Here is a 26,545-nt window from a genome sequence, read left to right as displayed (position 1 = left end):
CACTAAGGTAAGTCACTTACGTTTTATAGCGAGTCACCTAAGGAGGACATCATGAGCGACATCGCCATCCTCGGCGCCGGCCCGGCCGGCCTGGCCGCCGCGCGGCTGCTGCACCTGAGGGGTATCGACTGCGCCGTCTACGAGCGGGACGCCGACCGGCACGCCCGCACCCAGGGCGGATCGCTGGATCTGGGCACGGAGAGCGGTCTCCGAACGATCACCGCGTGCGGGCTGGCCGAGCAGTTCGAGCGCTATGCGCGGCCGCAGGGTCAGCACACCAACTACTTCGACCGGCACGGCACGTTGCTGCTGGCGACCGACGCCGAGGACGACGACGAGGCGCGGCCGGAGATCGACCGGCTCGAACTGCGATCCATGCTGCTGGACTCGTTGCCCGCCGGCACCGTGCGGTGGGGTTGCGAGGTCGCTGACGTGTCACGGATCGGGGATCGCTGGCGGATAGCGCTCTCCGACGGCGAGCACGTCGACGCCGACCTGGTGATCGGCGCGGACGGCATCAACTCGCGGACCCGCCGGCTGGTCACCGACGTGGTCCCGGCCTACACCGGCGTCACGTTGATCGCCGGCGTGATCGCCGAGCCGAGGCCCGACTCGTACGCCGCTTCGCTGGTCGGCGAGGGCGCCGGCCTGGCCTTCGCCGCCGATCAGGCGTTTCTGTTGCAGCGCAACGGGGATGGCTCGATCCAGGTGTACTACACCCAGCGCCGGGCCGAGGACCCGCGCCGGGCGGTCGGCACCGTGCTGCACGATCCCGCGTTCATCCGGGCCGAACTGGACCGGGAACTGGCCGACTGGTCGCCGCGGATGCGAGGAGTCCTCGACGAGGTCGAGGCGCCGTTCGTCTGGTGGCCGCTCTACGTCATGCCGGCCCGGCAGACCTGGCGTGAGCACTCCGGCGTCACGTTGGTCGGCGACGCCGCCCACGTGATGCCGCCGTACTCCGGGCAGGGCGTCAACATGGGGCTGCTGGACGCGTTGGAGCTCGATGGAGCGCTCTCCGAGCACCCCGATGTGGACGCCGCCGTTGCCGCGTATGAGAAGTCCATGCTGGCGCGGATGGAACCGATGATCGGCGCCACGACGGCGTACGAGAACCTCGTGCTGAACCCCGACGGCCCGCAGGCCCTGCTGGACCTCGCCCAGACGGGAGGTCGCTGACATGCTCGCCGGGAAGACAGCGGTGATCACCGGCGGCTCCAGCGGCATCGGGCTGGCCACAGCGCGGCTGTTCGCCACGGAGGGCGCCACGGTCGTGGTCGTCGGCCGCGACGAGGAACGCTTGCGCCGCACCGGTTTCGCCTACGTCGTCGCCGACCTCTCCCATGGCGCGGCCGCACTGGCCGCCGGACTGAGCGGCCGCACGATCGATGTGCTGTTCTGCAACGCGGGTGCGTCGAACGCGCCGGAAGTGTTCGACACCAACGAGAAATCCTTCGACGCCGTCATCGACGTGAACCTGAAGAGCGTGTTCTTCACCGTCACCGAATGCTTCGACCTGCTGGCCGACGGCGCGTCGGTGATCCTCACGTCGTCGGTCGGCTTCCACCGCGGCTTCAACAGCGATCCCCTCTACAGCGCGGCCAAGGCCGGGGTCCGGACGCTCGGCCGGGGTTTCGCCGCGCAGCCGGAGTTCCTGCGCCGCCGCATCCGCGTCAACACCATCAGCTACGGGGCGGTCGCCACGCCCATGACCGACCATCCCCTGCTGCACGAATGGGCCGCGTCGACCGTGCCGATGGGGCGGGTGGCCGATCCCGCCGAGGCCGCCGCGCCGGCGCTGTTCCTGGCCGGCGCCGGATCGACGTACATGACGGGCGCGGAGATCGCGGTGGACGGCGGCCTCACCCAACTCTGAGGGCTGTGGCAGCCTGGGGGCATGGGCAAGGGGGCGATTCTCGGTTCGGCGGCCTTGGCCGCGGTGTCCGCGGTCCGTGCCGCGCGCACGATCGCGACCTGGCGGACGGTCGAGCCGCTGCCGGACATGGCAGTCGACGGCGGCAAGGTCAGTGTGGTCATCCCGGTGCGGGACGAAGAAAAGACCATCGACGGCTGTCTGGCGTCGCTTCGCACGCAGCGGCACGCCGACCTGGAGATCGTGGTGGTCGACGACGCCTCGACCGACCGGACCGTGGAGATCGTCCGGGAGCACGTGGACGCCGATCCGCGGGTGAGCCTGATCCGCACCGACGGGCCGCCGGCCGGCTGGGCCGGCAAAGTGCACGCGATGTTCCAGGGCGTGGCCGAGACCAGCGGCGACTGGCTGCTCTTCGTCGACTCCGACACGGAATCCGCCCCCGACCTCGTCGGCAAGCTGCTGGCCGCCGCCGCCCGCGACGACGCCGACCTGATCACCACCCCCGGCCGGCCCACCCTCGCCAACAGCAGCTGGTGGCTGCTGTTGGCCCCGACCAACGTGCTGCTGTTCGAGGGCGCCAGCCCCGACGGCAGCCGGGGAAAGGCCGTCGGCATCGGGCACTGCATCCTGGTGCGGCGGACCGCGTACGACAAGGCCGGGGGCTGGAGAGCGCTCTCCAGCGAGCGGGCCGACGACGTCGCCTTCGCCACCGCCGTGCGCGACGCCGGCGGCCGCACCCGGCTCGTCGACGGCATGGACTCCCTCACCTCGTCCGGCCTCGACTCCTTCGCCGACGTCTGGCGCTCCCAGCGCAAGAGCACCGTCGCCGGCGGCGCCATGCTCGGCGGCCCCGCCGTCGGCGCCGCTGTCCTGGGCCTCGCCGGCCTCGCGCACATCGGCTACGGCCTCGCCCCCGTGCTAATGTCGTTGCGTGGCCAGGGTTTCACCCGCCTCGCCGGCCTCGTCGCCTGGGCCGCCCAGTCCGCCGCCCACCGGTCGTACATGCGGGCGTGCCACATGTCCGCCGCCACCTCGGTGTTCGCCCCCGCCGCCAACGCCACCTTCGGCGCCCTACTGCTCGACGCCGCCTGGCGGTCGCTGCGCGGCGGCGACCTGTGGAAGGGCCGCGACATCCGCTAAGGATCGGCCGGTCAGCGGTCGATCTTCGCCAGGGCCACCTTGATGCCCGTGCCCTTGATCGCGGTCCCGTGCGTCTTGAGCGCCGCTCGGGCGAAGAAGTACATGATCCTCTTCAGGTCCCCGGGTTTGCCGGTGGCCAGCGCGTACACCACCGTCCACTCGCTCGGACTGCCGAACTCGCCGCCCGGCACGATCTGCCGGTAGGCAGCCATCAGCTTGGCCCGGTAGTCGTCGTTCGCCATGATCAGCTGGGCCGACACCGAACCCTGCTGAAAGAGGTGGCTCAACTTGTCCGACCCGTCCATCCGCTTGACGCAGATCAGCTTCTTGTCCGGCGTGAGCAAATCACAGATCTCGACCTTCTCGCCCGCGTTGCCACGATAGAGATCGCGGTCGAGCAACACGTGACCCTGTTCTCGGCTGACGTGCCGGTTGTACCGCTCCTCGCCATAATTACCCTCGACGTTCGCCGTCAGGTAGTCGTCATCCCAAGCCGGCAACCGCAAGGAGGCCGTGAGATCGTCGACCTCGTCACGGAGATAGCGGTCGACGATCTCGACGTACTCCGGATGGACCCGGAACCATGCGCCGGCCGTGACGGCGTAGTGCCGGACCCCCTCAGCGCCGGGCATCGTGGCCGAGCCGACGACGTAAGAACGCAGCGGCTCTCGTTCGCGGATCACATTGCCGGCCAGGTCGTACGACGCGATCTTGACCTTCAGGAGCGGGTCGTCCCATGCGTTCAGGTCGTCGACGGCGCGGTAGACATCGTCGGTTCGCAACTCGACAAGCCTGGTGCTCTTGCGGCGCGCGGCCAGCAGGTACTCATCGGAATGGAGGTCGAAATCATCCGGCGAGGCGAATCCGATCTCCGGATCACGTTTTTTCATGGCCGAGGCGATCTCCGCGTCCAACGCCGTGATCATCTCCTTGTCCGCCACCCGCCGGAAGTAGTCGAGGAACGGGAAGATCGCCTGGTAGTCATCGGACCGGTAGAGGTCGAGCACCTGCTTCAGCTTGGCTGGTAGGGCGAAGAGTGTGAAGTCCTCGATGTTCAGCTGCAGGGCGTCCGCGCCGCTGGCGGTCTTGGCGAAGCCCGTCACGCTCACCTCGCCGCCGAACTTTCGGATCCACTCCTCGTCGGTGAGCAGCCCGAGCGCGAACACCTCCCCTGGCAACGGCAGGCGGCTGGAGGCATTGCGTTTCCCCTTGCCGAGACCACGGGCGTCCGCCATCGTCAGCCCGTCCGCGCCGACGCAGTTGGCCGTGACACGCAGCCCGAAATCGGGCTCGATGATCGACCGGCTCAGCGCGTGAAACCCAGTCCCGAAAGTGACCGCAAAGATCCGGCCGTGGGCACTGATCAACAGCACCGCGCCGGCCGTTTTCGTCAACACGCGGTCATTCTGCCCATCGGCCAACAACAGGCTCACTTGTTTGAACCAGACGGCCTCGACGTCGACACCGGTCCGCACGTAGAGACGCCACGCCGCCTCGGGATCATTCGGCTCACGCAGAGCACGAGCCTGGTACTGCTCATGTTTGCGCAGGATCTCCTTGACCAGTTTCGCGTCCTCACGAAGGAGGTACAGCGTGACTCTCACAACCCACCTACCACCAGACCCGGGGCAAAGATGCCGTGTCGAGTGTGCCGTCAACACCGGCGCACGATTCGGAGAAGCATACGTTGCCATCAACGAAATTCCACCGAATGCCGGCTTATTGTCCATTCTGACGTCCGGTTCGGAATGCCGGCGATCGCCATTGCTGCGCGGCCGTCCGGACCCGGGTAAGACCCGGCACCGGGCGTCGGAGGCCCGCCCCGAGGCTTACCGAAGTGTGAAAGGAGGCTCACCGGCGGGTTCTCGGCCGGGCGCAGTGGTAAGCCTGGGGTATGTCCGAAGAGCGTGACGGCCGGACGGCCGCCGATCTGATCGTGGAGTGCCTGCTGGCCGAGGGCGTCGAGGTGGTGTTCGGCATACCGGGCGAGGAGAACATGCGGCTGACCAACGCGCTGGACGCCTCGCCGATCCGGTACGTGCTGACGAGGCACGAGCAGGCGGCGTCGTTCATGGCGGAGATGTACGGCCGCGTGACGGGCAAGGCCGGGGTGGTGTCGGCGACGCTGGGCCCGGGGGCGATCAACCTGCAGCTGGGCGTGGCCGACGCAACGACGAACTCGACGCCGCTGGTGGCGCTGTCGGCGCAGGTGGGGCAGTACCGCGAGTACAAGGAGTCGCACCAGTTCGTGGATCTGGTGAGCCTGTTCGCGCCGATCACGCAGTTCTCGGGCAGCGTGCCGTCGGCGGGGGCGGTGCCGGAAATGCTGCGGCGGGCGTTCAAGACGGCGCAGAGCGAGCGGCCGGGGGCGGTGTACCTGGCGGTGCCGGAGGACGTGGAGATCGAGACGGCGCCGGCGGGGCTGAAGCCGTTGCCGCGCAACGTGGTGTACCCGGAGGCTCCGTCGGCGAGCCAGGTGGAGCGGGCGGCGGCGATCCTGCGCGAGGCGCGGAATCCGGTGCTGCTGGCCGGCCACGGCGCGGCGCGCAACCACGCCGGCGCGGCGCTGGCCCGGTTCGCGGAGCACACGGGCGTGGCCGTCGCGACGACGTTCCACGGCAAGGGGGTGCTGGCCGACGACCACCCGAACTCCATGGGCGCCATCGGTTTCATGCGCCGCGACTACGCCAACTTCGGCTTCGACCAGGCCGACGTGATCGTGGCCGTCGGCTACGAGCTCCAGGAGTTCGACCCGGTCAAGATCAACCCGGACGGCGACAAGCAGATCATCCACATCCACCGGTTCCCGGCCGAGGTGGACGCCCACTACTCGGTGGCGGTGGGCATCGAGGGCGACATCAGCGGCTCCCTCGACGCCCTGCGCGAGGCCGTTCCGGCCCGTCCGCCGCACACGGGGGCGGCCAAGATCCGCGAGCTGGTGGCGGACGAGCTGTTCCGCGGACAGCAGGACGACCGGTTTCCCCTGTCGCCGCAACGGATCGTGGCCGACACCCGGGCCGCGCTCGGCCGTGACGACATCGTGCTGGTCGACACCGGCGCGGTGAAGATGTGGATGGCCCGGCTGTACCCGACCTACGCCGCCAACACCTGCCTGGTCTCCAACGGCCTGTCCACCATGGGTTTCTCGCTGCCGGGCGCGCTGGGCGTGAGCCTGGCCCGTCCCGACCGGCGGGTGCTGGCGGTGACCGGCGACGGCTCGTTCCTCATGCACTCGCAGGAGATCGAGACCGCCGTGCGGGAGCGCATCCCGCTGACCGTGCTGGTGTGGGAGGACAGCGGGTACGGCCTGATCGAGTGGAAGATGCGGCTGGAGACCGGCACGGTGTCCAACGTGCGGTTCACCAACCCGGAGATCACCCAGTACGCGGCCAGCTTCGGCGCCACCGGCTACCACATCACCCAGGCCGACGACCTGCTGCCCACGCTGCGCAAGGCCCTCGACGACGACGGCGTGTCCATCATCGTCGCGCCCGTCGACTACGCGGAGAACATCAACCTCACCGATCACCTGGGCGCGCTCACCGACCCGCTCTAGACCACCAGCCGCAACGGCTCCTCCAAGGCCGTGACCAGCGCCGCCATCCACTGGGCCGCAAGGGCTCCGTCGATGGCGGCGGGTCCGGGCTTGCCCGCGCCGACGGCGAGGACGGCCGACTGCGGCGGCCCGAACGCCTTGGCCAGGAACTGGTGGTGGCCGCGGTGCGAGCCGTTGACGTAGTCGTCGCTGCGCAGCGGCGCCACCGAGCCGACCGCGCCGCCCTCCTGCCCGATGCTGGAGTGCGCCGGCCCGTGCACGAGCCCCTGGCCGGCCAGCTCCAGCACGTGTTCCTCGAAGGATCGGATCCACTGCGCGTGCCCGAGCAGGTCGCCGTCGGCCTCGTCCCAGTCGTGCCCGGTGGCGCGCAGCTCCACCCAGGCGCGCCGGCGGCCAGGTCCTCATGAATGGGCATTCTCGCCTACACTGGATCCAATCGCCCCCACTTGCCGTTACACGATGCGAGGTCGACACGAGCGCTGCCGGCGGGATTGGATCCAATAGAGGTCGGAGTGATCATCCGGGAGTGACCGGCGTCGATCACATCGGCGTCACCGTGCCGGACCTCGACCAGGCCCACGAGTTCTTCGTCGGCGTGCTGGGCTGCGAGTACATGTACCGGCTCGGCCCGTACCGCGACGACGGCAGCTGGATGAGCGAGCACATGGCCGTCGACGACCGGACCGTGATGCGCCGGCTGCGACCGTGCTCGGCGAACCGACCACCAGCAGGGGCCGAGCGAGGGCCAGCGGTGGGTGTACTTCCTGTCGCCGTGGGGGATGCGGTGTGAGCTAGTGTCCTATCCCAACGGAAAGGCCTTCGAGCACCACCCGGAGGCCTTCGACTGAAGGGATCCCCAGCCGTGGCCGTACCCGCCGGCGTGGCCAGCCAGCGCGTCGCCGACGAGCTGCGCGAGTGGATCCTGGCCGGGCGGTTGGCCCCCGGCGCCCGGATCATCCAGGACGAGCTGGCCGACGAGCTCAACACCAGCCGGCTGCCGGTCCGGGAGGCGCTGCGCATCCTGGAGTCGCGCGGCCTGGTCACGCTGCGGGCCAACCAGGGCGCCTGGGTGGCGTCGATGGACGGGCGCGAGTGCGAGCTCAGCTACAAGGTCCGCGAACGGCTGGAGCCGTTGCTGCTGGCCGAGTCCGCGCCGCGACTGTCCGATGAGGACATCGACGCGATGACGGCGGTGCAGGAGCGGATCGAGGCGACCGAGGACGTCGAGGAGTTCCTGGTGCTCGACCGCCGGCTGCACTGGGCGGTGTACCGGCACCACGACGCCGGGGACCTGGCGGCCATCGTGAATCGGCTGTGGGACACCACCCAGCACTACCGGCGGGCGTTCACCCGGCTGGCCGGGCAGCGCAGGCGCTGGATCATCAACGGCGAGCACCGGCTGCTCATCCAGGCTCTGCGGGACCGCGACCACACCTCGGCCGAGCGCATTCTGGAGCTGCACATTCGTCGGACGCGGGTGGAGCTGGTCAAACATCCAGAACTGTTCGCACCCTGATGCGGGCGATTGCTCCAGCGACCAGGACGGCAATAGGCTGTCATCGAGCCAGATCGATTGTTATGAGGTGCGATCGGTGCGGGAGCTCAGGCTGGGCACGTTCAGTCCGTCGGTGCTGGTCGAGGTCGCGGCCAGGACCGGCGCGCTGGCCAACGCCGGTCTGCGGGTGGTGGAGGTCCCGGCCAGCTCGTCGCGGGAGCAGTTCGCCGCGCTGATCGACGGCGAGCTCGACGCCGTCATGACAAATCCGGACAACGTCGTCGCCTATCGGTGCGTGCCCGACAATCCGCTCGGCCGGCAGGAGGACGTGCGCATTCTCGCCGCGCTCGATCGCGGCCTCGGCCTGTCGCTGTTCGCCGCGCCCGGCATCACCGAGCTCCAGGGCGGCACGCTCGGCGTCGACGTGCCCGGCTCGGGCTTCGCCTTCGTCGGCTACGAGCTGTTGCAGCGCCTCGGCATCAGCTACGGCATCACCGCGCTGGGCTCCACGCCGCGCCGGGCCACCGCTCTCCTGACCGGCGCCTGCACCATGACCGTGCTCAACGCCGGCAACGAGCTGCGGGCCGAGCACCGCGGCGCCCGCCGGCTGGCCACCGTGGCCGATATCGGGCCCTACGTCGGCGCCGTGCTGGCCTCCACCGGAGATTCCCTGCAACGCAACGGTTTCGACCTGCGCAGCCTGGTCGGTGTGCTGTTGCGGACGGCCCGGGACATCGTCACCGGACGCCGCCGGCCCGAACTGCTGATGGCGGCCGTGCAGGACCGCCTGGAGTTCGACGAGTACCTGGCCCGACGGCACATCGCCGTGCTCACCAGCCCCGGCACCGGCCTGACGCCGACCGGCCGGTTCCGCGACGCCGAGCTGAAGACCGTGCTGGAGCTACGGAACCGCCACACCAAGGCCGATCTCGACGGGCGAGCGGTGCTGGCCCACGGCCTGATCGACACCTCGCTGCTGCCCGGACAGTAGAAATGGGGCCCGGCAACGCCGGGCCCCATTTCTACTAGGAGATCAGGAGATCGTGAACTTCGCGGCCAGCAGGTCACGCGGCCGCGAGGAGTGGCCGACCAGCAGCTCGAAGTCGCCGGGCTCGACGATGCGGCGGCCGTCGGCGGTCACGAGCGTGCAGTCGGCGGCCGGCAGCTCGACGGTCACCCGCACGGACTCCCCCGCCGGCACGTCAACCTGCGTGTACGCCTTGAGTTCCCGGTCGGCCCAGGTCACCGAGGTGATCAGGTCGCGCAGGTACACCTGCACGGTCTCCCGTGCCGGCCGTGAGCCCGTGTTGGTGACGGTGACCTCGGCCCGCACGACATCGGCAGGGCCGACGGTCGGCGCGGCGATCGTCAGATCCGAGTACTCCAGCGTGGTGTAGCTCAGGCCCTCGCCGAAGGCGAACAGCGGGTCCTGGGTCAGGTCGGCGTAGCGGTGGCCGTGCTGGCCACGGATCTGGTTGTAGAACACGGGCTGCTGGCCGACGTGCCGCGGCACGGTGATCGGCAGCCGACCGCTGGGCTCGACCAGACCGAGCAGCAGCTCGGCGATGGCCCGGCCGCCCTTCATGCCCGGGTTGAACGCCTGCACGACGGCGGCGGCGTTCTCCGCCGACGGCGGCAGCACCAGCGGCTTCGAGCTGATGACCACCACGACGACCGGCTTTCCGGTCTGCGCCAACGCGTCCAGCAGCGCGATCTGACCGCCGACCAGATCCAGCGTGGCCGTGGAGCGGGCCTCGCCGACCAGGCCGATGGTGTCACCGACGACCGCGACGACCACATCGGAGGCCTCGGCCGCGGCGACCGCCTCGGCGATCAGCGCCGGATCGGCCGGCTCGGGGCGCACGACCTCGGGCGCGGGCTGGCCGTCCGGCAGCACCGGGCCGTCCGGATCCGGGCCGAAGGAGGCGATCCGGGCGCCGAGGGCGTAGTCGACCGTCCACTCGGGAGGGACGACCGCCCGCAGACCGTCCACGACGGTCTCGGTCAGGTGCCGGGGGTGGCCGTCCGGCAGCCAGTCGACCTGGCCGGAGGCGCCGGCCCAGTCGCCCAGCTGCGCGTCGACGTCGTCCGCGTTCGGGCCGACCACGGCGACCCGGACCTTGGCGCCGGCCAACGGAAGCGTGCCGTCGTTGGTCAGCAGCACCAGGCTGCGGCGCGCCATCTCCAGGTTGACGGCCGTGTGCTCGGCGCTGCCCACGAACAGCTTCTGCCGCTCCTGGTCGGGCACCCGCGGGTTCTCGAACAGGCCCAGCTCGAACTTCAGCGTCAGGATCCGGCGCACCGCCGCGTCGATGTCCTCTTCGGACAGAATGCCGCGCTCGACGGCTTCCCGCGCACCCTCGAAGAACTGCGGCGTGGTCAGCACCAGGTCGTTGCCGGAGCGCACCGCCAGCGCGGCCGCCTCGGCGTGGTCGGCGCAGATCTGCTGCTCCCACACCATGCGGCCGACGTTGTCCCAGTCGGTCACCAGCGTGCCGGAGTACTTCCACTCGTCGCGCAGGACTTCTTTGAGCAGCCACTGGTTCGCGGTGATCGGCACGCCGTCGATGGACTGGTAGCCGATCATGAACGTGCGGCAGCCCTCGCGGGCCACCCGCTCGAACGGCGGCAGGAACCACGAGCGCAGCTTGCGCCGCGAGATGTCGGCCTCGGTGGCGTCCCGGCCGCCCTGCGTCTCCGAGTAGCCGGCGAAGTGCTTGGCGCAGGCCAGGATCGCGGTCGGGTCGGAAAGCCCGTCGCCCTGGTAGCCCTTGACCATCGCCGACGCGTACTCGCCGATCAGGAACGGGTCCTCGCCGAAGGTCTCGTCGACCCGGCCCCACCGCAGGTCCCGCGCGATGCACAGCACCGGGGAGAAGGTCCAGTGCACGCCGGTGGTCGACACCTCGACCGCCGTCACCCGCGCGACCCGCTCCACCAGCTCCGGGTCCCAGGAGCAGGCCATGCCCAGCTGCGTCGGGAAGATCGTGGCGCCGGGCCAGAACGAGTGGCCGTGGATGCAGTCCTCGCCGGTCAGCAACGGGATGCCCAGCCGGGTTTTGCCGGCCAGGTCCATCGCCAGCACCAGGTTCTCCGGCGAGGTGTGCAGGATCGCGCCGACATGGAAGTCGTCGATCAGCTCGCGGACGCCGCCCCGGGCGTCGAGGTGGAGCATCTGACCGATCTTCTCGGGCAGCGTCATCCGGGCCAGCAGGTCGTCGATGCGCTCGGCGACGGGGAGGGCCGGATCACGGTAAGGCTGGTCGACCACCTGCGTTGCTCCTGTCTTCACTGGTTGTCGAGTGCCCGGTGGCGGCCCGGGGCTACGGACGTGAGCGGACGGGTGGCCTGCGCCAGGCACAGCGCGACCACCTGTAGTGCGGCCACCGCGAGCAGGGCCCGCAGGATCGACACGTGATCACCCAGCAGGCCGAGCAGCGGCGGCCCGGCGAAGCTGGCGATCTTCGCGACGGAGGACGCCACGGTGACCCGGCCGGCGGCGTGCGCCGGATCGTCCGCGGCCGCGCTCATGCCCACCGGATAGCCGAACGCCACGCCGACGCCCCACAAGGCGGCTCCGACGAAGGCTAGCGGAACGGCCGGGGCGAATATGAAGAACAGGAGACCGAGCACGGCGACCGCGCCCTGGATTCTCAGCACGATCACGCGGCCGAAGGCGTCCAGCAGCCGCGACCCGAACCACCGGGTGGCGGTCATCGCGGTCAGGAAGGTCGCATAGGCCAGCGTGCCGAGCGCGGGCGAGACGTGGTAGCCGTCGATGAGGCTGACACCGGTCCAGTCGTTGCCGGCGCCCTCGCTGAAGCCGGCGGCCAGCACGAACACGCCGATCATCAGGGTGCGGGGCTCGCGCCAGTAACGCAGGGTGCTGTGCGGCCCGCGCGCGACGCCGGCACTGTCCGTTGTGGACGGACGCTCGTCGGGCAGGAATCCGCACACCCCATAGGGCAGCGCCGCCGCCACCGCGACGGCGATGATGATCAGGTGCAGGGCCACCGGCACGGCCAGCAGGATCATCGCGGCGCCGAGCAGGGCGCCGAACACGGTGCCGATGCTGTAGCCGGCGTGGAACCGGGGCATGATCGACCGGCCGAGGCGGCGCTCCACCACCGTGCCCTGGATGTTCATCGCGACGTCCCAGGACGAGCTGAAGAGCCCGAACAGCAGCAGGCCGGTGATCAGGAACGCGACGCCGCCCACGTCGGACAGGCCGATCAGGGCCAGCGCGACGCTGGAGCCGATGGACATCCAGGCGACGGTGCGGCGCTGTCCGAGTCGGGTCACGACCCGTCCGGAGAACGGGCGGGAGACCAGGGCGCCGGCCGCGGCGGCCAGCAGGATCGCACCCAGTTGGCCGGTGTTCAGGTGCAGGTCGTCGCGGATCTGCGGGATGCGAGCCAGTCCGCTCGACAGCAGCGCCCCGCAGCCGGCGAAGGCGAGGTAGGTGGCCGTGGTGGCGGCGCGCACATCCACCGGCCGCCGCGCGGTCGGTTCGGCTTCGGTCATGGCGGCGCGTCGCCCGGGCACGGAGCAATTTCTACCATATGGTCAAGATTCGTGGAAGCGCTCTCAAACGATGGTCGCGGCGGCGGTCCGCACAGTCTCCGACACGCGGGCGGGTTTTGTGGCGAACAGTGGCCGGAAGTCACTCCTTCCGCCCAGTGATCGTCCAGGAGACGGGAAGCTCCCCCGCGCGGCAGACTGGGGTACCGGCCGCGGGAGGGAGCAGGTCTCGTGATCGCGCTCAGCGAATTCACCCCGACCGTAGAACGGCGCGGCCAAATCGGACAACACGCGCGGGCGAATCGAGCAATGACGCTGCCCGAACACGCGCACGTGTGCCCGACCGGCTCCGAAACACCCGGTTTTCCGGTCAACCGGGCCGGTTACGGTCAGGCCAGTTGTCCGCGAATGTCCCGCAAATGGTGCCGCACCTCGTGCACGGTGTGCACGGCCACCCATCGCAGCGACGCCCGATGCGGCTCCGGCCAGGAATAGACCATCTCGTTGTCCCAGTCCTCGCCCAAGCGGTCGAGCGCATTGGTGAACAGCATCGCGGCATCGACCAGTTGGCGGGCCACGTCGGCCGGTTTCTGATCGGCATAGCCCTCGTGCTCGACCCGAATGTCGCGGCCCATGCTCACGCAGGTGAAGCCGTTGTCCCGGCGGGCCTGCAACACCCGCTCACGCTGCACCAGCAACATGTCCCTGAGATGGCTGCCGTACTCCAGCGGCGACCAGAGCTCCGGTTCGCGTCGCCGGGCCAGCTCGAAGGCCGGCGTCCTGAGCACCGCCGCGACCTCGCCGGCCAACCGCCGGATGTCGGTCGCGGCGGTCGGCGCGTCGGCGAGGTCGTAGCGGAAGCCGCAGTCGGCGCAGAGATCGTCCACGCCCGAATGCTATTTCAGGCGAATGCGTTGACGCCGGTCAATTCCGCGGACAGGGTCCACAGCCGGTCGGCCTGCTCCGGGTCGAGCGCGTAGGCCTTGACGCCACCCCAGGTCGTCGCTGGGTCCGCGTCGGAGGGAACCGACTCGGCGACGTCGCAGTCCTCCAGGTAGACGCCGCCCATGCCGTCCAGCTGCGGCGACGTCGCGGCGAACACCGCGGTCGCGGCGCCCTGCTCCGGCGTCTTGAACTTGACCAGCTGATTGCCGGCCTCGTCGATCCAGCCGCGCTGGACCATCTCGTCCTTGGACAGGTGGCGCTGTAGCGGCGTCCAGATGCCGCCGGGGTGCACCGCGAAGGCGTGCACGTTCTTCGCGGCCCCCAGCTCGTCGAGCTTCACCGCGAACAACACGTTCGCCGATTTGGCCTGGCCGTAGGCCTGCCACTTGTCGTAGCCCCGCTCGAACTGGAGGTCGTCCCAGCGGACCGGCGAGAAGAAGTGGCCACGGGAGGACAGGGCGACCACCCGCGCCCCCTCGGCGATCGCCGGCCACAGCCGGTTGACCAGCGCGAAGTGGCCCAGGTGGTTGGTGGCGAACTGCGCCTCCCAGCCGTCGCCGATCCGCGTCTCCGGGCAGGCCATGATGCCGGCGTTGTTGATCACCAGGTCGAGCCGGCGGCCGCCGGCCACGAAGCGCTCGGCGAAGGCCCGCACGCTGTCCAGGTCGCCCAGGTCCAGCTCGTCGATCTCGACGTTGTCGATGCCGGCCAGGGCCTGTTCCGCGGTGGCGCGCCGGCGGGCCGGCACGATCACCCGCGCGCCGGCGTCGACCAGCGCCCGCGTGGTCTCGATGCCGATGCCGGAGTAGCCGCCGGTGACCAGCGCCAGCTTGCCGGTCAGGTCGATGCCGGCCAGGACCTCGGCCGCGGTGCTGGTGGCTCCGAAGCCCGTGCCGATCTTGTGCTGTGAGGTCGTCGTCATACCTCGACGCTAAAAGCTGGAGCGCGCTCCAGCGCAAATCTAGGCGTAGTCGATCAGGTCGAAGCCGTGGTCGACGATGCAGTCGAAGTCCTGCCCCGGGTGCGCGCTGACCAGCCGCATGGCCGTCTCCAGCACGCTCACGGTCAGGTCGGCCAGCAGCGGCACGGTCAGGTCCGCCTCGGCCCGGTCGGCCAGGCGGGTCCGCAGGTGGGTCTCCACCAGCCGAAGCCACTCGATCCGGATCTCGTAGGCCTGCCCGAGCAGGGTCCGCGACCCCATCATGATCAGCTTCGCGTACTCGACGGTCCTGGCCTTCGTCGCCTCGTCCATGCCGTTGACGTGCGCCTTCACCGCCGCCCGCAACGCCGCCAGCACCGGCTCTCCCCCGCGCCGGCTCAGCTCCGCCGCGAAGGCCTCTCGCCGCTGCGCGTCGTCGAAGGTGAGCACGTCCTCCTTGGCGTTGAAGTACCGGAAGAAGCTGGCCCTCGACACCTCGGCCCGGGCGGCGATGTCGTCCACCGAGGTCTGCTCGAAGCCCTGGCGGCCGAACAGCTCGAACGCCGCCTCCCGCAGCGCGGCCATCGCCGCCCGCTTCTTGCGCTCGCGCAGGCCTATCGCGTCCGTCATGCCGGCAGCCTAACTGAGCCTCCAGTCTCCGTTTCGGCGTGGCCATAGTCGGCGCCACGCCGGCTGGTGATCTTGTCACCCTTAGGCCGATCGAACCCGAGGACATCGCGACGCCGGCCCGTTTCCTCAACGACCTGGAGGTTTCCCTCCTGGTCGGCGGGTCCGCCCCGGTGCCCATGCCGGTGGCCTCGGTGACCGCGCTGCCCTTCCAGGGGCTCATCGGATTCGCCGTGATCGCTCCCGTCGCGCCGGAGAAGTCGCGCCACCCCCGGTCTGTCCACAGTGGAGGGATACGGCCGACTTCGGGTCGGCGAGGCGAAAAAACGGGCGAAATGGGCGAACGTGGCGGGGCTATTGACAGCCGTCGACGATTGCCGGGAGGCTGTGCGGCTATAGGAAGGAAACTTTCCTAATACTGGTCCAAGCAGCGGAACGCCGCCACCGCCGCTCGCCCGTGTCACGTCGTCCGCAAGGAGCTGACCATGAAGCGAGTCATCGGCGCGGTGCTCGGCGCCGCGCTAGTGCTCGTGGGTCCCGTACCCACGAGCGCGGCCGCCGCACCGCCCGGCCTGACCACACTGGGGACCGCGGGCTGGACGGTGCTCAGCAGCGCGACCGCGACGCAAGGCGGCGCCAAGATCTCGACGCCGGGCTTCGACACCTCCAGCTGGCTGAAGGTTCAGCCGGACGACGGGGGCGCGCCGGGCACGGAGATCACGGCGCTGCTGCAGAACAACAAGTGCCCGGACGTGTTCGTCGCGGACAACATGAAGAAGTGCTTCGGCACGCAGAAGAAGAACTCGGGCCCGGTGACGACGGCCCAGTTCGCCACGCCCTGGTGGTTCCGCACCGACTTCTCCGCCGCGCTGACCTCGGGCCAGTCGGCCTCGCTGATCGTCAACGGCGTGGTGGGCAAGGCGGACGTCTGGGTGAACGGCAAGGAGGTCGCCACCTCCACGACCGTCACCGGCGCGTACACCAAGTTCACGTTCGACGTGACGGGCACGCTCAAGTCCGGCAACAACTCGCTGGCCGTCGAGATGTACCCGAACGACCCGTCCAAGATGCTGACGATGGACGACGTCGACTGGAGCCAGCTGCCGCCGGACAACAACACCGGCATCCAGTTCCCGATCCAGCTGCTGGTGCAGAACGCCCTGTCGGTCGGCAACGCGCACGTGGTGCAGAACAACAACGCCGACCTGAGCAGCTCCAAGCTGACGGTGAAGGCGGATGTCACCAACGGCGGATCCTCCAGCCAGACCGGCACCGCGACGGCGACGATCACTCCCCCGTCCGGCGGAACGCCGATCACGGTGACCCAGAACGTGACCGTGGCCGCGCATTCCAAGGCCACGGTGACGTTCCCGGTGCAGACGATCTCGCACCCGCAGGTCTGGTGGCCGTACCAGATGGGCGCGCAGCCCATGTACACAGTGGACACCACGGTCACCGGCGGCAACACCACGCACGAGCAGTTCGGCATCCGCACCATCACCACGGCCCTGATCGGCAAGGCGCCGGCGGCGCCGGACGGTGTGCGGCAGTACTCGGTCAACGGCGTGCCGTTCGTGGTGCGCGGCGGCGGTTTCGCGCCGGACCTGTTCCTGCGTTACGACTCGTCCGACGTGTCGAGGCAGGTCGCGCTGCTGAAGAACATGGGGCTCAACGTGATCCGGCTGGAGGGCCACCTTCCTCCGGACGACTTCTTCCAGCAGATGGACCGGGCCGGCATGCTGATCGACTCCGGCCAGCAGTGCTGCGACTTCTGGGAGACGCCGGGCACGGCCGCGGCGACGCTGAGCCTGCTCACGCTGTCGGCCCAGACGATCGGCGAGAACGAGCGCGACCACCCCAGCGTGTTCACCTACAGCTGGAGCGACAACGAGCCCAGCGCCAAGGTGGAGACGGCCGAGCTGAACGGCTTCAAGGCCGCCGACTTCAGCCAGCCGGTCATCTCCTCGGCCGAGTACAAGAGCAGCCCGCAGCTGGGCGCGTCCGGTGAGAAGGAAGGCCCGTACGACTACGTGCCGCCGAACTACTGGTACGACACCAGCCACTACGACAGCGGCGACGACCGCACCAACGCGGGCGGCTCGTGGGGCTTCGACAGCGAGGAGAGCGCCGGCGACACCGTGCCGACGCTGGACTCGATCAACCGCTTCCTGTCGGCGTCCGACCAGTCCAACCTGTGGCAGAACCCGAGCTTCAACCAGTACCACGCCAACTACGAGACCGGGCACGGCGGCTACAAGTTCGGCACGCTGTTCACCTTCGACACGGCGCTGACCAACCGCTACGGCCAGTGGAGCGACCTCGCCTCGTACGTGCAGGAGGCGCAGGTGCAGAACTACGAGAACACCCGGGCCCAGTTCGAGGCGTTCCTGGACCACTCGACCAACGCGGCGGCGCCGTCGACCGGCACGATCTACTGGCAGGCCAACAAGGGCTGGCCGACGCTGCTGTGGGACCTGTACAACTACGACGGCGACCAGGCCGGCAGCTTCTTCGGCGCGAAGAAGGCCAACCAGTCGCTGCACGCGCTGTTCGCCATCGACAACAACACGGTGACGCTGGACAACCTGTCCGGTAGCACGCAGTCGAACGTCTCGGTCGAGGCGAAGGTCTACGACACCAACGGAAAGGTGCTCGACGACCAGGGCGTCAACGGTCTTTCGCTGACGCCGCAGCAGGTTCGCAACGCGGTGATCAAGCCCAAGGTGCCGACCAGCACCCCGGGCAACGTGTACTTCGTCGAGCTGCTGGTCAAGCAGAACAACGCCGTCGTGGACCGCAACGTGTACTGGCAGCCCACCAAGCAGGACGCGGTGAACTGGTCGTCCACGCTGGGCAACCCGCAGGCCACGATGACCACCTACGGCGACCTGACCGGCCTGAAGTCGTTGAAGGCGGCCACCGTCTCGGCCACCGCCAGCACGACCACGGCGGCCGGGCCGGACGGGGCGGACCGCGAGACCAAGGTGACGATCACCAACACCTCCACCACGCCGACGGTCGGCTTCTTCCTGCGGGCCGACGTGCGGCGCGGCACGGCGGCCGGCGGCGAGCAGCCGGGTGACAACCAGGTGACCTCGACCCTGTGGGACGACAACGACATCACGTTGTGGCCCGGCGAGTCGCAGACCCTGACCGTCAGCTGGAAGTCGGCCGACCTCAAGGGCGCGAGCCCCGTGGTCAGCCTGAGCGGCTGGAACGTCGGCAAGATCGACGTGAAGGGCTGAGTTTCGGGCCCGGCGGCCGGCAGCAGCCGCCGGGCCTCACTCGGCGACGAGCAGGAAGGCCGGCGAGGACCAGTAGTCGTGCAGTGTGGCGACGGAAACGGTCCGGTAGCCGGCCTTTTGCGCTTGTGCCCGCCAGGCGGCGGCCGGCTGCTCCCAGGTGACCCGTCTCGCGCCCGGGGCCAGCTGGCCGACCAGCACCGGCATCAGGAACCCGCCGGCGACGAGGTCGCGATCCTCGGTGTACTCGGACAATCCGCGCTCGTAGGTCTCGGCCAGGAACCTCAGGTGCGCGGGGCTGCCGTGCTCGACGTCCGGCACGTCGAAGTCGACGATCACCAGCCGGTCGGTGCGATCGCGCAGTCGAGTCAGGACTTCCGTGCGCTCGTGGTGCGGGATGGTGTGCATGGCGAAGGTGGATTCGACCAGGTCGAAGTCGGAGTCCACTTCGGACAGGAAGGACTGCACCGTGCCGGCGTAGGCACGCGTCGGCGTCAGATCCCGGACGGCCTGCGCGAGCAGCGCCGCCGACGGCTCGATCAACGTCAGCGAATCGGGCAGATGTCCGCCGGCGGCAAGGGCATTGCGGATCACGCGCCCGTCGCCGCAGCCGATGTCGGCCAGCCGCAACGGGTTCAGCGACCGGTACTGGTCGGCCAAGGCGCCCTCGACCGCCGCGTACAGGCCGACGTTGCCGCCGCCGCTGATGAACGCCGCGAATGCCGCCGGCTGGTCGTACACCGAACCGACGTCCTCGTGGTCCAGGTACGTCGTCAGGGCTCGGGCCAGCAGCGATGTGCCGGCGGCGGCCACATCCCGGGCCCGTCGGCGGTCGCCCTCGGTGAGCGCGGTCAACGCGTCGACATCCGTCATGCGGCGATGATGTCAGACCAGCTCCAGCACGTCCCGGAGCTCGGCCCGCAGCGATGAGGGGTCGTCGTACACCCGCACCGCGTCGGCCTCCCGCAGCTCGGCCTCGCCGAAGCCGCCGGTGCGCAGCGCCACGGTGGGAATGCCCAGCTTGCCGGCGGCCTGACAGTCCCAGACGGAGTCGCCAAGGGCGAGCGCGCGCTCGGCCGGGACCTTGTTCAGCGCGACGCCCAACAGGTCCGGGGCCGGCTTGGTGGCCTCCACGTCCTCCGAGCTCGTCCAGCCGTCGGCGATGTTCCGCGCGCCGAGCAGGTCCAGGTAGTGCTCGACGTGCTCCGGCTTGCCGGAACTGGCCAGCACCAGCCCGCAGCCCAGGCGCTTCACCTCGACCAGCAGGTCCCTCGCGCCGGACAGCGGCGTGATCTCGGCCAGGAACGGCTTGACCTGTTCCGCCCACGCCGCTCGCACGTCGTCACCGTGCAGCAACTCGACGCGCTCGCCGGCAACGGCTTCGACGAGTTGGTCGCCGCCCATGCCGATCGCGCGGTGGATCCGCCAGATCGGGACTGTGACGCCGCAATCGCGGAACGCGCGGAACCACGCCACCGCGTGGTGATAGTTGCTGTCGACGAGCGTGCCGTCGACGTCAGCCAGCACAACCGTGTCCACACCAGGGGATTACCACGTGCGGCGGCGGCCGAAACTCCTGATGTTGGTCCGAATGGCCGGTTTTCGCCCGCGCCCGCCGGGCATCCGGTGGTCGACATCGAACTAAGGAGGTCGAGCCGTGATCACCCTCGGGGTCATCCTGTTGATCGTCGGCTTCATTTTCGGCATTCCCACGCTGTGGACCATCGGCATCATCCTGGCCGTGGTCGGAGCGATCCTGGCCATCGTGGGCGGCACCGGCCGTCGCATCGGCGGCCGCGCCCACTGGTACTGACGGTTTCGAATGACACCCAGGGTGGCACCCGGCCACCATGGGCAAACTCGGTTACAAGGCACTAGGAATGTTGCTGAGCGTGCTCGCCGGGGCCGCCGCCGGGGCCGTGTCGAAACGGCTCTGGCGGGTGGCCACCGGCGAGCACGAAACTCCGACGGCAACGGATCGTCAACAGGCCTGGGCCCGCGTCCTCACGGCCGCGGCCATCGAAGGCGCGGTGTTCGGCCTGGTCAAGGCGGCCACCGACCGCGCGGGCGCCAAGGCGTACGAGCGGGTCACCGGCGAGTGGCCGGACTAGAACCCGCCCCCTCAGATGCCCAGCGTGGAGCCGAGCCAAGCGCGGGTCGCGTCCCGGTAGGCGCCGGCATTGCGATGCAGCGCAAGGGAATGGCCCGCGCTGGGCAGCACATACACCGACAACTTCGCGGCCGACGAGTAGAACGGGGCCTCCTGGGCCCGTAGCGACGAGGCCGACGAGCAGTCGCGCAGCGCGAGCAGGCCGCAGAACAACACGTCCTGCGAGCCGACAGCTTGCAACACCGGCACGTTGATGCCCAAGGTCACCGGCACGACGATGCCGAACACCGCCACGGTTCCCATACCCGGCGCCGAAACCTGGTCCTTCGTCGCCTCGTCGGCGGCGATCACCTGCGGGTCGGCGTCGGCCGTGTTGTAGAACAACGGGGCGCGAGCGCCGGGCTTTGTGGTGAAGTACAGGGGATCGCCGGGATTCTGCACCGACGACAGGAACGCCGGGATCAGCCCGAGCGCCGCACCCAGCCCCAGCGCGGGAATTGACGGGATGTGCGTGACCCCGGTGAGGATCACGCCGTCGACGTCCTTGTAGGTGGATGCCTCCGAGGCGACGATGCCGGAGCCTACCGAGTGCCCGACGATCACCACCTTGCCGAAGCGAATCCCGCCCACGGCACCGTTTCGCAGCTGCCCGATGACCTCGTGCAGCGCCTCGGCCTCGGCCCACACCGTCAGCGGCAGGCTCAGCGGATGGCTGCTCTGCCCGGCCCCTAACACGTCCACCGCGAACGTGGCGTAGCCGTGCTTGGCCATGTCTCGTTGGTACGAGTACTGATCCGGCTGATAGGGCAGATCCCAGTAGGCGCTGTTGTAGGTGCCGCCGTGCACCAGCAACTGCACCGCCGACGGCGAGGCGCCGTCCGGCACGCACAACTGGCCGTGCACCTTGGCCGGGGAGGTCAACAGCGGCAGCAGGGCCGGCGCGCTCACCGGGAGCTCGGCCTGCGAGCAGTTCGCCGCCGAGGCGACGGCCGTCGGCGGCGCCACCGCCCCGCTCAGTCCCGCGACACAGGCAAGCGCCAGCACGGCGAGCTTGCGGACAAGCTTCACAACATCTCCTCAGTGACGTGGCAGAACTGTCATCGGCAGTCGGTTGGGCTGCATGGTGGCGGCCAGCCGGGGCTTCACCTTCGCGCCGGGCACGGGCACGAGCCGCCAGCGGGCGGCGATGGTGGCGGCGACGGCCGCGATCTCGGTCTGGGCGAACAGGTGGCCCGGGCACAGCCGCATGCCCGCGCCGAACGGGATGAAGGCGCCGCGCGGCAGCTTCTCCGCCCGTGCCGGCAGCCAGCGGTCCGGGTCGAAACGGTCGGGATCGGGGAACCAGCGGGGATCCCGGTGCAGCGTGTGCTGGCTGACCGCGACCTCCGTGCCGGCGGGGATCTCGACGCCGCCGAGCGTGACGTCGGCCCGGGCCCGGCGCATGAGGATCAGCGGCGGGTTGCGGCGCAGGATCTCGTTGACCAGACGCTGCGTGTACTCCAGTCGGGGCAGATCGGCGAAGGTGACCGTGCGGCCGGCGAGGACCTGGTCGATCTCGGCGTGCAACCGGTGCTCGATGTCCGGATCCTGCGCGATCTCGTGGAAGAACCAGGCCAGGGCGACGGACGTGGTCTCCGCGCCGGTGGTGAGGATGGTGACGACCTCGTCGTGCACCTGCTCGTCGGTCATGCCTTCGGCGGTGTCCTCGTCACGGGCCATGAGCAGCATCGACACCAGGTCACCGTGATCGGTCCCGCCCTCGCGCGCGGCCAGCACCACCCGTGGGATCACCTCACGCAGCCGGGCCGCCGCCGCGTCGAACCGGCGGTTGCCGGGGATGGGCAGGCGTTCGACCAACCGCGGCGAAAACGCCCGTACCAGCACGTTGTCCAGAAGATCGGGGACGCTGCGCTGGATCTCGTCGAGCACGTCCTGGCCGAGTTCGGTGGCGAACAGCGTGCGGCCGGCGATGCTCATCACCAGGTTCTGCAGGTGCTCGTCGAGGGCCACGACCTGGCCGGCCTTCCAGTCGGCGATCGACTCCTGGGCCAGCCGGGTCATGGTCGTCTCGGCGTACGAGGCGATACGCGTGCGATGGAAGGCCGGCAGCACCAGGCGGCGCTGGCGTTTGTTGAAGTCGCCGTTGGAGGTGGCCAGGCCGTTGCCGAACAGCGGCCGCATCTTGTCGAAGACGATGCCCTTGTCGTAGCTGTCGGCCGTCAGCAGCTTCATGGCCAGCTCGGGGCCGGTCACCATGTAGACGGGCAGCGGGCCCAGGTAGATCTTGACGACCTCGCCGTAGGCCGGCAGCGAGGACAGGAAACGCAGCGGTCGTCGCAGCATGGCGGCGGTGTGACCGATCACGGGCCACCGCCCGGGGACGACCGGCGCGTCTTCGGTGACGTTCTGCTTGGCGGACAAGCCTTCCCACCCCACGATCGGTTCGCGGCCGGTTCACGATAGGGGGGCATGACCGCTACGGCGAGTGGCCGCGCCCAGGACCACCCGATCGGGTTGCCGGTAGCTGCGCCGCGGCCGTCCGTCTAGGCTCCCTCTTTCGGGCTCGGACGTGAGGTGGGTTATGAACGGGGACCTGAGCTGGGTGCCGCCGGAGATCGATCCCACCATTCCGCACCCGGCGCGGGTGTACGACTACTGGCTGGACGGGGCCTCCAACTTCGCCGCCGACCGGGAGCTGGCCGAGAAGATCAACAAGATCATGCCCGGGGTGCGCGAGGCCGCCCGGTTCAACCGGGCCTTCCTCCGCCGGGCCGCCATCTTCATGGTCCGGTCCGGGGTGCGGCAGTTCCTGGACATCGGCTCCGGCCTGCCCACTGCCGGCAACCTGCATGAGATCGTCCAGCAGCTCGACCCGTCCTGTCGTGTCGTGTACGTCGATCGGGACCCCATCGCCGTCGCGCACAGTGAGCTCCTGCTCAGCAAGAACGACCGCGCCGCGGTGGTCCATGCCGACGCTCGCGACCGGTCGACCATCCTGGAGTCCGACGAGGTCAAGCGCCTGCTCGACTTCTCCGAGCCGGTCGGCCTGTTCATGTTGCTGCTCCTGCACTTCATGCCCGACGCCTGGGATCCCGCCGCCGTCGTCGCCGGCTACCGCGACGCGTTGCCCTCCGGCAGCTACATCGCCGTCTCCCACGTCGCCGCCGACGGCGACGCCCGCAACCTCGGCGACGCCGTCAAGGTGTACGACCAGAACACCCACAACCAGCCCTTTCCCCGCACCCACGCCGAGGTCCTGCGTTTCTTCGACGGTTTCGACCTGGTCGAGCCGGGCCTGGTCGGCTGCCCCATGTGGCGGCCCGACGGCATGGGCGGCATCTCCGACGACCCGGCCATCAACTCCCTGCCGTACGCCGGGGTCGGGCACAAGGCCTAGCGGTCTGCTCGAAACCGTATTTCGGTGTGCCGGAGAGCGGGACTCGCCGGGGTCGGAGGTAACCGCGAGTCCCGCTCTCGGGCAGGCGTGAACTCAACACATGGTTGCCCGAGAGCGGGACTCGCGGGGGTCAGAGGCGGCGGATGCCCCAGAGGCCGGCGGCGTAGGGGCCGTCGTCGTCCAGCACCGAGCGGCCGCTGGAGTCGCCGAAGCTGGGGCCGTCGGGGGTGCCGCGGGAGGCGATGAAGCGCTGCTGACCGGCGTCGTCCACCCCGAGGTAGATCCCCACGTGGTCGACGGCGCCCTTGGAGCCGTCGGTGCTGAACAGGAGCAGGTCCCCCGGCTGGGCCAGGAATCGGGTCTGGGGGGAACCGACGGCGTTGTCGGCGATGGCGGCGCCGAGGGGGGCCTTGGGCATCTCCTGGGGTGTGCGGGGCAGCCCACCGTCGCCGATGGGAAAGCCCAGGCGGTAGCCGTACACCAGCCGCACATAGCCGGCCGAGTCGACGTCGCCGAAGTGGTCCTTGCGGGGTTTGACGCCGCGCACCGTGATGCCGAGGAAGTCGCTGTAGTCGGCGCCGTCGGCGAAGTGGGCGAAGGTGACGTACTGCGTGGCGACGGCCAGGACGTCGGGGCTGCGGTCGGTGAGCTCCTGGTCGAGCCAGGGCCGGAACCAGGCCTCCTTCTCGGCCCCCGCCTTCCACGGCTGGGGCGCCAGCCGGACCCAGTTGGACGTCGTGACCACGGCGCTGGTGCGCTGCGGATCGGCGAAGGTCCGGCTCTGTCCACTGAGGACGGCGGTGCGGGCGCCGTCGGTGAACATGGCCACCAGCCGGGCGTGCTCGTCCAACACCGCGGTCCGGGCGGGACCGTCCAGGCGGACGAAGCTGTACTTGGTGCTGGCCGGATGGGCCTGCGCGAAGGCGACGACCGCGCCGTTGTCCCGGGCCCTCGTCGGCACGTCCTGGGCCTGCGCCAGATGCACCACCGCGGCGCCGGAGGTGACCAGCGTGGTCAGCAACACTGCTGCCCTGATGTGTTTCACGGCAATGCTCCTACGAGGTGGGGATGAGGCCGACCAGCACACCGCTGGCCAGAACTCCGTACGAGGCAAGGGCAACGGACCCCGTGGCCAGCACGGTCACGGCGGGCGGCTGGCGAACGAGCTGATAGGCGATCAGACCCGGCACCACGAAGCCCAGGGTCTCGTGCACGTACAGCAGCGGATAATGGTCCTGTATCAGCACGAAAACGGTTGTCTGCAACAGAACGCCGAGCAGCACCACCGCCGCGAACTGGCGTTTGCCGTACAGGATCACGATTTTGCTCAGGCCTAAGGTCGCCAGGTAGGTCAGCACGGTGGTGAGCACCACCAGCGCGGCTCGGCGGTAGTCCTCGACCAGGGTCAGCGCCAGCCAGCCGGGAGTGATCATGCCGCCCGGGGACAGGTTCGTCGTCAGATAACACAGCAGGGAGAACAACAAACCGATGGCCAGCCCGAGGGTGGCCACCTCCGGCGACAGCTCCTGGCTGATCATAACCGCTCCAGTGTTTCCAGTTGGGCGAGCAGCACTTCGCCCTGGCCGTGGATGTTGCCGATGGCCGCGAGCGAGGCCTGCCCGTCGATGCCGGCGACGAGCGCGTGCAGCAGTTCGGGCGCGCTGCGCCGGCCGCCGAGGTCGACGACGCGGGGCCGCCACGAGGACGGGATGGCGTTGAGGGCGCTGCGGGTGGGCTCGCCGATCAGCAGCACACGATCGGGCTGCAGGCGGGGAATCAACGCTCCCATCTGGCCGTTGCGCTCGATGCGGTCCGGCCGGCAGTTGATCACGATGTGCAGCGGCCGGCCGATGGCGCCGTGGTCGAGCAGGTGCTCGATGTTCATCACCGTCGACTCGGGATCGTTGGCCGCGAACACGTTCGCGAAGTGCAGGCGCTTGCCGTCGGCGGTGTAGCGGTCCACGCGCAGCACGCCGGGATCGGGCGGCGCGGCCCACATGCCGGCCATGGCGTCGGCGCGGCCGATGTCCAACAGCTCGGCCACCTTCAGCGCGATGGCCACGTTCTCCTTGAACGTGATCCAGTCGAACGCGGCCAACTCCTGGTCGGTGATCTCCTCGGGATCCACGGCGATCAGTCGGCACTGACGCTTGTCGGCCTCCTCCTGCAGGATGTGCAGCCGGTCGCGCTCGGCCGTCACGCACACGCCGCCGACCGGCATCGACCGGCACAGCGAGCGGGCCACGTCGTCCAGCGTCGGCCCCATCTCCGCGAGGTGGTCCTCCCGGACGTTGCACAGCACGCCGATGTCCGAGCGGATCAGCTTGGTCTGGTTGATCTCCTGCAACGCCGGCGCCACCGCCATGCACTCCATCACCAGGGCGTCAGGGTCGTAGCCGGCGGCCCGGCGCACGATGGCGATCTGCTCCACCACGTTGGCGATGTTGAACTTCCGGTGCACCGGCTCCTCTCGCGCATCGGGGTGGATGAAGCGCGCGGCGGTGCCGGTGGTCTTGGCCACGGTGACCATTCCCCCACCCCGCAACGCGCCCGCGCACAGCCGCGTGATCGACGACTTGCCCCGGATCCCGTTGACCAACACCCGATGCCTGATACGGCCCAGGTTCTTGTCGTGTCTTCGCTGTTCCACGATCCCGCACACCAGCAACACCAGGCAGGACAAGGCATAGACGGTGAAGAGGAAACGCATCCGTGCT

The 26,545-nt window shown here is 69.5% G+C and carries 25 protein-coding genes; 11 read left to right on the top strand and 14 right to left on the bottom strand.

Annotated features, from left to right (window positions below):
- Positions 1–51: 51 nt before the first annotated feature.
- From AB0M73_RS19125 to AB0M73_RS19115, 3 genes are read left to right on the top strand one after another with little or no spacing between them, the layout of a single operon-like run.
- On the top strand, positions 52–1,179 hold the full coding sequence (locus AB0M73_RS19125) for an NAD(P)/FAD-dependent oxidoreductase (protein ID WP_363892027.1): 1,128 nt from the start codon (positions 52–54) through the stop codon (positions 1,177–1,179).
- Position 1,180: 1 nt separating this feature from the next.
- Entirely contained in the window at positions 1,181–1,876 is a 696-nt protein-coding gene (locus AB0M73_RS19120; RefSeq protein WP_363892025.1) for an SDR family oxidoreductase, read from the top strand.
- Between the two features lie 21 nt (positions 1,877–1,897).
- On the top strand, positions 1,898–3,016 hold the full coding sequence (locus tag AB0M73_RS19115; RefSeq protein WP_363892023.1) for a glycosyltransferase family 2 protein: 1,119 nt from the start codon (positions 1,898–1,900) through the stop codon (positions 3,014–3,016).
- Positions 3,017–3,027: 11 nt separating this feature from the next.
- Here AB0M73_RS19115 and AB0M73_RS19110 read toward each other — a convergent pair whose 3' ends face one another.
- Positions 3,028–4,677, bottom strand: coding sequence for a DUF6119 family protein (locus tag AB0M73_RS19110; protein ID WP_363892021.1), 1,650 nt, complete (start codon positions 4,675–4,677; stop codon positions 3,028–3,030).
- A 233-nt stretch (positions 4,678–4,910) separates the two neighbouring features.
- Here AB0M73_RS19110 and AB0M73_RS19105 point away from each other — a divergent pair, with 233 nt between their 5' ends.
- On the top strand, positions 4,911–6,572 hold the full coding sequence (locus AB0M73_RS19105) for an acetolactate synthase large subunit (RefSeq protein ID WP_363892019.1): 1,662 nt from the start codon (positions 4,911–4,913) through the stop codon (positions 6,570–6,572).
- Here the strand turns inward: AB0M73_RS19105 and AB0M73_RS19100 are convergent.
- Entirely contained in the window at positions 6,569–6,949 is a 381-nt protein-coding gene (locus AB0M73_RS19100) for a hypothetical protein (protein WP_363892017.1), read from the bottom strand. The two genes, AB0M73_RS19105 and AB0M73_RS19100, sit on opposite strands and share 4 nt — an antisense overlap.
- Before the next feature lie 149 nt (positions 6,950–7,098).
- Here AB0M73_RS19100 and AB0M73_RS19095 point away from each other — a divergent pair, with 149 nt between their 5' ends.
- The 3 genes from AB0M73_RS19095 to AB0M73_RS19085 all read left to right on the top strand — a co-directional run bounded on the left by AB0M73_RS19095 (position 7,099) and on the right by AB0M73_RS19085 (position 9,058).
- Positions 7,099–7,362: a VOC family protein gene (locus tag AB0M73_RS19095; RefSeq protein WP_363892015.1), complete on the top strand. Its 264-nt coding sequence runs from the start codon at positions 7,099–7,101 to the stop codon at positions 7,360–7,362.
- 72 nt (positions 7,363–7,434) lie between these two features.
- Positions 7,435–8,088, top strand: coding sequence for a GntR family transcriptional regulator (locus AB0M73_RS19090; protein WP_363892013.1), 654 nt, complete (start codon positions 7,435–7,437; stop codon positions 8,086–8,088).
- 76 nt (positions 8,089–8,164) lie between these two features.
- Positions 8,165–9,058 (top strand): hypothetical protein, encoded by an 894-nt coding sequence (locus AB0M73_RS19085; RefSeq protein WP_363892011.1) that lies wholly within the window; start codon positions 8,165–8,167, stop codon positions 9,056–9,058.
- Positions 9,059–9,100: 42 nt separating this feature from the next.
- Here AB0M73_RS19085 and AB0M73_RS19080 read toward each other — a convergent pair whose 3' ends face one another.
- The 5 genes from AB0M73_RS19080 to AB0M73_RS19060 all read right to left on the bottom strand — a co-directional run bounded on the left by AB0M73_RS19080 (position 9,101) and on the right by AB0M73_RS19060 (position 15,082).
- Positions 9,101–11,338, bottom strand: coding sequence for a glycoside hydrolase family 3 N-terminal domain-containing protein (locus AB0M73_RS19080; RefSeq protein ID WP_363892009.1), 2,238 nt, complete (start codon positions 11,336–11,338; stop codon positions 9,101–9,103).
- A gap of 17 nt (positions 11,339–11,355) precedes the next feature.
- Positions 11,356–12,612, bottom strand: a complete 1,257-nt coding sequence (locus AB0M73_RS19075; RefSeq protein WP_363892007.1) for an MFS transporter — start codon at positions 12,610–12,612, stop codon at positions 11,356–11,358.
- 365 nt (positions 12,613–12,977) lie between these two features.
- A complete protein-coding gene (locus tag AB0M73_RS19070; protein WP_363892005.1) occupies positions 12,978–13,475 on the bottom strand; it encodes a DinB family protein in 498 nt (165 codons plus the stop codon).
- A 14-nt stretch (positions 13,476–13,489) separates the two neighbouring features.
- On the bottom strand, positions 13,490–14,455 hold the full coding sequence (locus AB0M73_RS19065) for an SDR family NAD(P)-dependent oxidoreductase (RefSeq protein WP_363892003.1): 966 nt from the start codon (positions 14,453–14,455) through the stop codon (positions 13,490–13,492).
- Positions 14,456–14,494: 39 nt separating this feature from the next.
- Positions 14,495–15,082, bottom strand: a complete 588-nt coding sequence (locus AB0M73_RS19060) for a TetR family transcriptional regulator (protein WP_363892001.1) — start codon at positions 15,080–15,082, stop codon at positions 14,495–14,497.
- Between the two features lie 482 nt (positions 15,083–15,564).
- On the opposite strand from AB0M73_RS19060, the gene AB0M73_RS19055 reads away from it, so the two are divergent.
- Entirely contained in the window at positions 15,565–18,324 is a 2,760-nt protein-coding gene (locus AB0M73_RS19055; protein ID WP_363891999.1) for a beta-mannosidase, read from the top strand.
- Positions 18,325–18,360: 36 nt separating this feature from the next.
- On the opposite strand, the gene AB0M73_RS19050 is transcribed toward AB0M73_RS19055, so the two are convergent.
- A complete protein-coding gene (locus AB0M73_RS19050; protein ID WP_363891997.1) occupies positions 18,361–19,194 on the bottom strand; it encodes a class I SAM-dependent methyltransferase in 834 nt (277 codons plus the stop codon).
- A gap of 12 nt (positions 19,195–19,206) precedes the next feature.
- Positions 19,207–19,860, bottom strand: coding sequence for an HAD family hydrolase (locus AB0M73_RS19045; RefSeq protein WP_363891995.1), 654 nt, complete (start codon positions 19,858–19,860; stop codon positions 19,207–19,209).
- A 118-nt stretch (positions 19,861–19,978) separates the two neighbouring features.
- Here AB0M73_RS19045 and AB0M73_RS19040 point away from each other — a divergent pair, with 118 nt between their 5' ends.
- Complete coding sequence (locus tag AB0M73_RS19040) at positions 19,979–20,134, top strand: hypothetical protein (RefSeq protein ID WP_157495223.1); 156 nt, start codon at positions 19,979–19,981, stop codon at positions 20,132–20,134.
- Between the two features lie 37 nt (positions 20,135–20,171).
- Positions 20,172–20,432 (top strand): DUF4235 domain-containing protein, encoded by a 261-nt coding sequence (locus tag AB0M73_RS19035; RefSeq protein ID WP_363891993.1) that lies wholly within the window; start codon positions 20,172–20,174, stop codon positions 20,430–20,432.
- An 11-nt stretch (positions 20,433–20,443) separates the two neighbouring features.
- On the opposite strand, the gene AB0M73_RS19030 is transcribed toward AB0M73_RS19035, so the two are convergent.
- On the bottom strand, positions 20,444–21,448 hold the full coding sequence (locus tag AB0M73_RS19030) for an alpha/beta hydrolase (RefSeq protein ID WP_363892099.1): 1,005 nt from the start codon (positions 21,446–21,448) through the stop codon (positions 20,444–20,446).
- Positions 21,449–21,508: 60 nt separating this feature from the next.
- Complete coding sequence (locus AB0M73_RS19025) at positions 21,509–22,852, bottom strand: cytochrome P450 (protein ID WP_363891991.1); 1,344 nt, start codon at positions 22,850–22,852, stop codon at positions 21,509–21,511.
- Positions 22,853–23,012: 160 nt separating this feature from the next.
- Between AB0M73_RS19025 and AB0M73_RS19020 the strand changes: the two genes are divergently transcribed.
- Complete coding sequence (locus AB0M73_RS19020; protein ID WP_363891989.1) at positions 23,013–23,828, top strand: SAM-dependent methyltransferase; 816 nt, start codon at positions 23,013–23,015, stop codon at positions 23,826–23,828.
- A gap of 130 nt (positions 23,829–23,958) precedes the next feature.
- On the opposite strand, the gene AB0M73_RS19015 is transcribed toward AB0M73_RS19020, so the two are convergent.
- The 3 genes from AB0M73_RS19015 to pgsB are packed head-to-tail and all read right to left on the bottom strand — an operon-like array spanning position 23,959 to position 26,538.
- Positions 23,959–24,873 (bottom strand): NlpC/P60 family protein, encoded by a 915-nt coding sequence (locus tag AB0M73_RS19015; protein ID WP_363891987.1) that lies wholly within the window; start codon positions 24,871–24,873, stop codon positions 23,959–23,961.
- Between the two features lie 10 nt (positions 24,874–24,883).
- The gene (locus tag AB0M73_RS19010) at positions 24,884–25,366 is read right to left on the bottom strand and encodes a poly-gamma-glutamate biosynthesis protein PgsC/CapC (protein ID WP_043725744.1); all 483 of its coding nucleotides are present in this window, start codon (positions 25,364–25,366) and stop codon (positions 24,884–24,886) included.
- On the bottom strand, positions 25,363–26,538 hold the full coding sequence (pgsB, locus tag AB0M73_RS19005; RefSeq protein WP_363891984.1) for a poly-gamma-glutamate synthase PgsB: 1,176 nt from the start codon (positions 26,536–26,538) through the stop codon (positions 25,363–25,365). Before pgsB ends, AB0M73_RS19010 begins: the two co-directional genes overlap by 4 nt.
- Positions 26,539–26,545 lie beyond the last annotated feature (7 nt).

Source organism: Kutzneria sp. NPDC051319 (assembly GCF_040682195.1).
GTDB lineage: Bacteria > Actinomycetota > Actinomycetes > Mycobacteriales > Pseudonocardiaceae > Kutzneria.
Note: the sequence above shows the minus strand (reverse complement) of the source record. Positions and strands in the feature narration are given on the sequence as shown.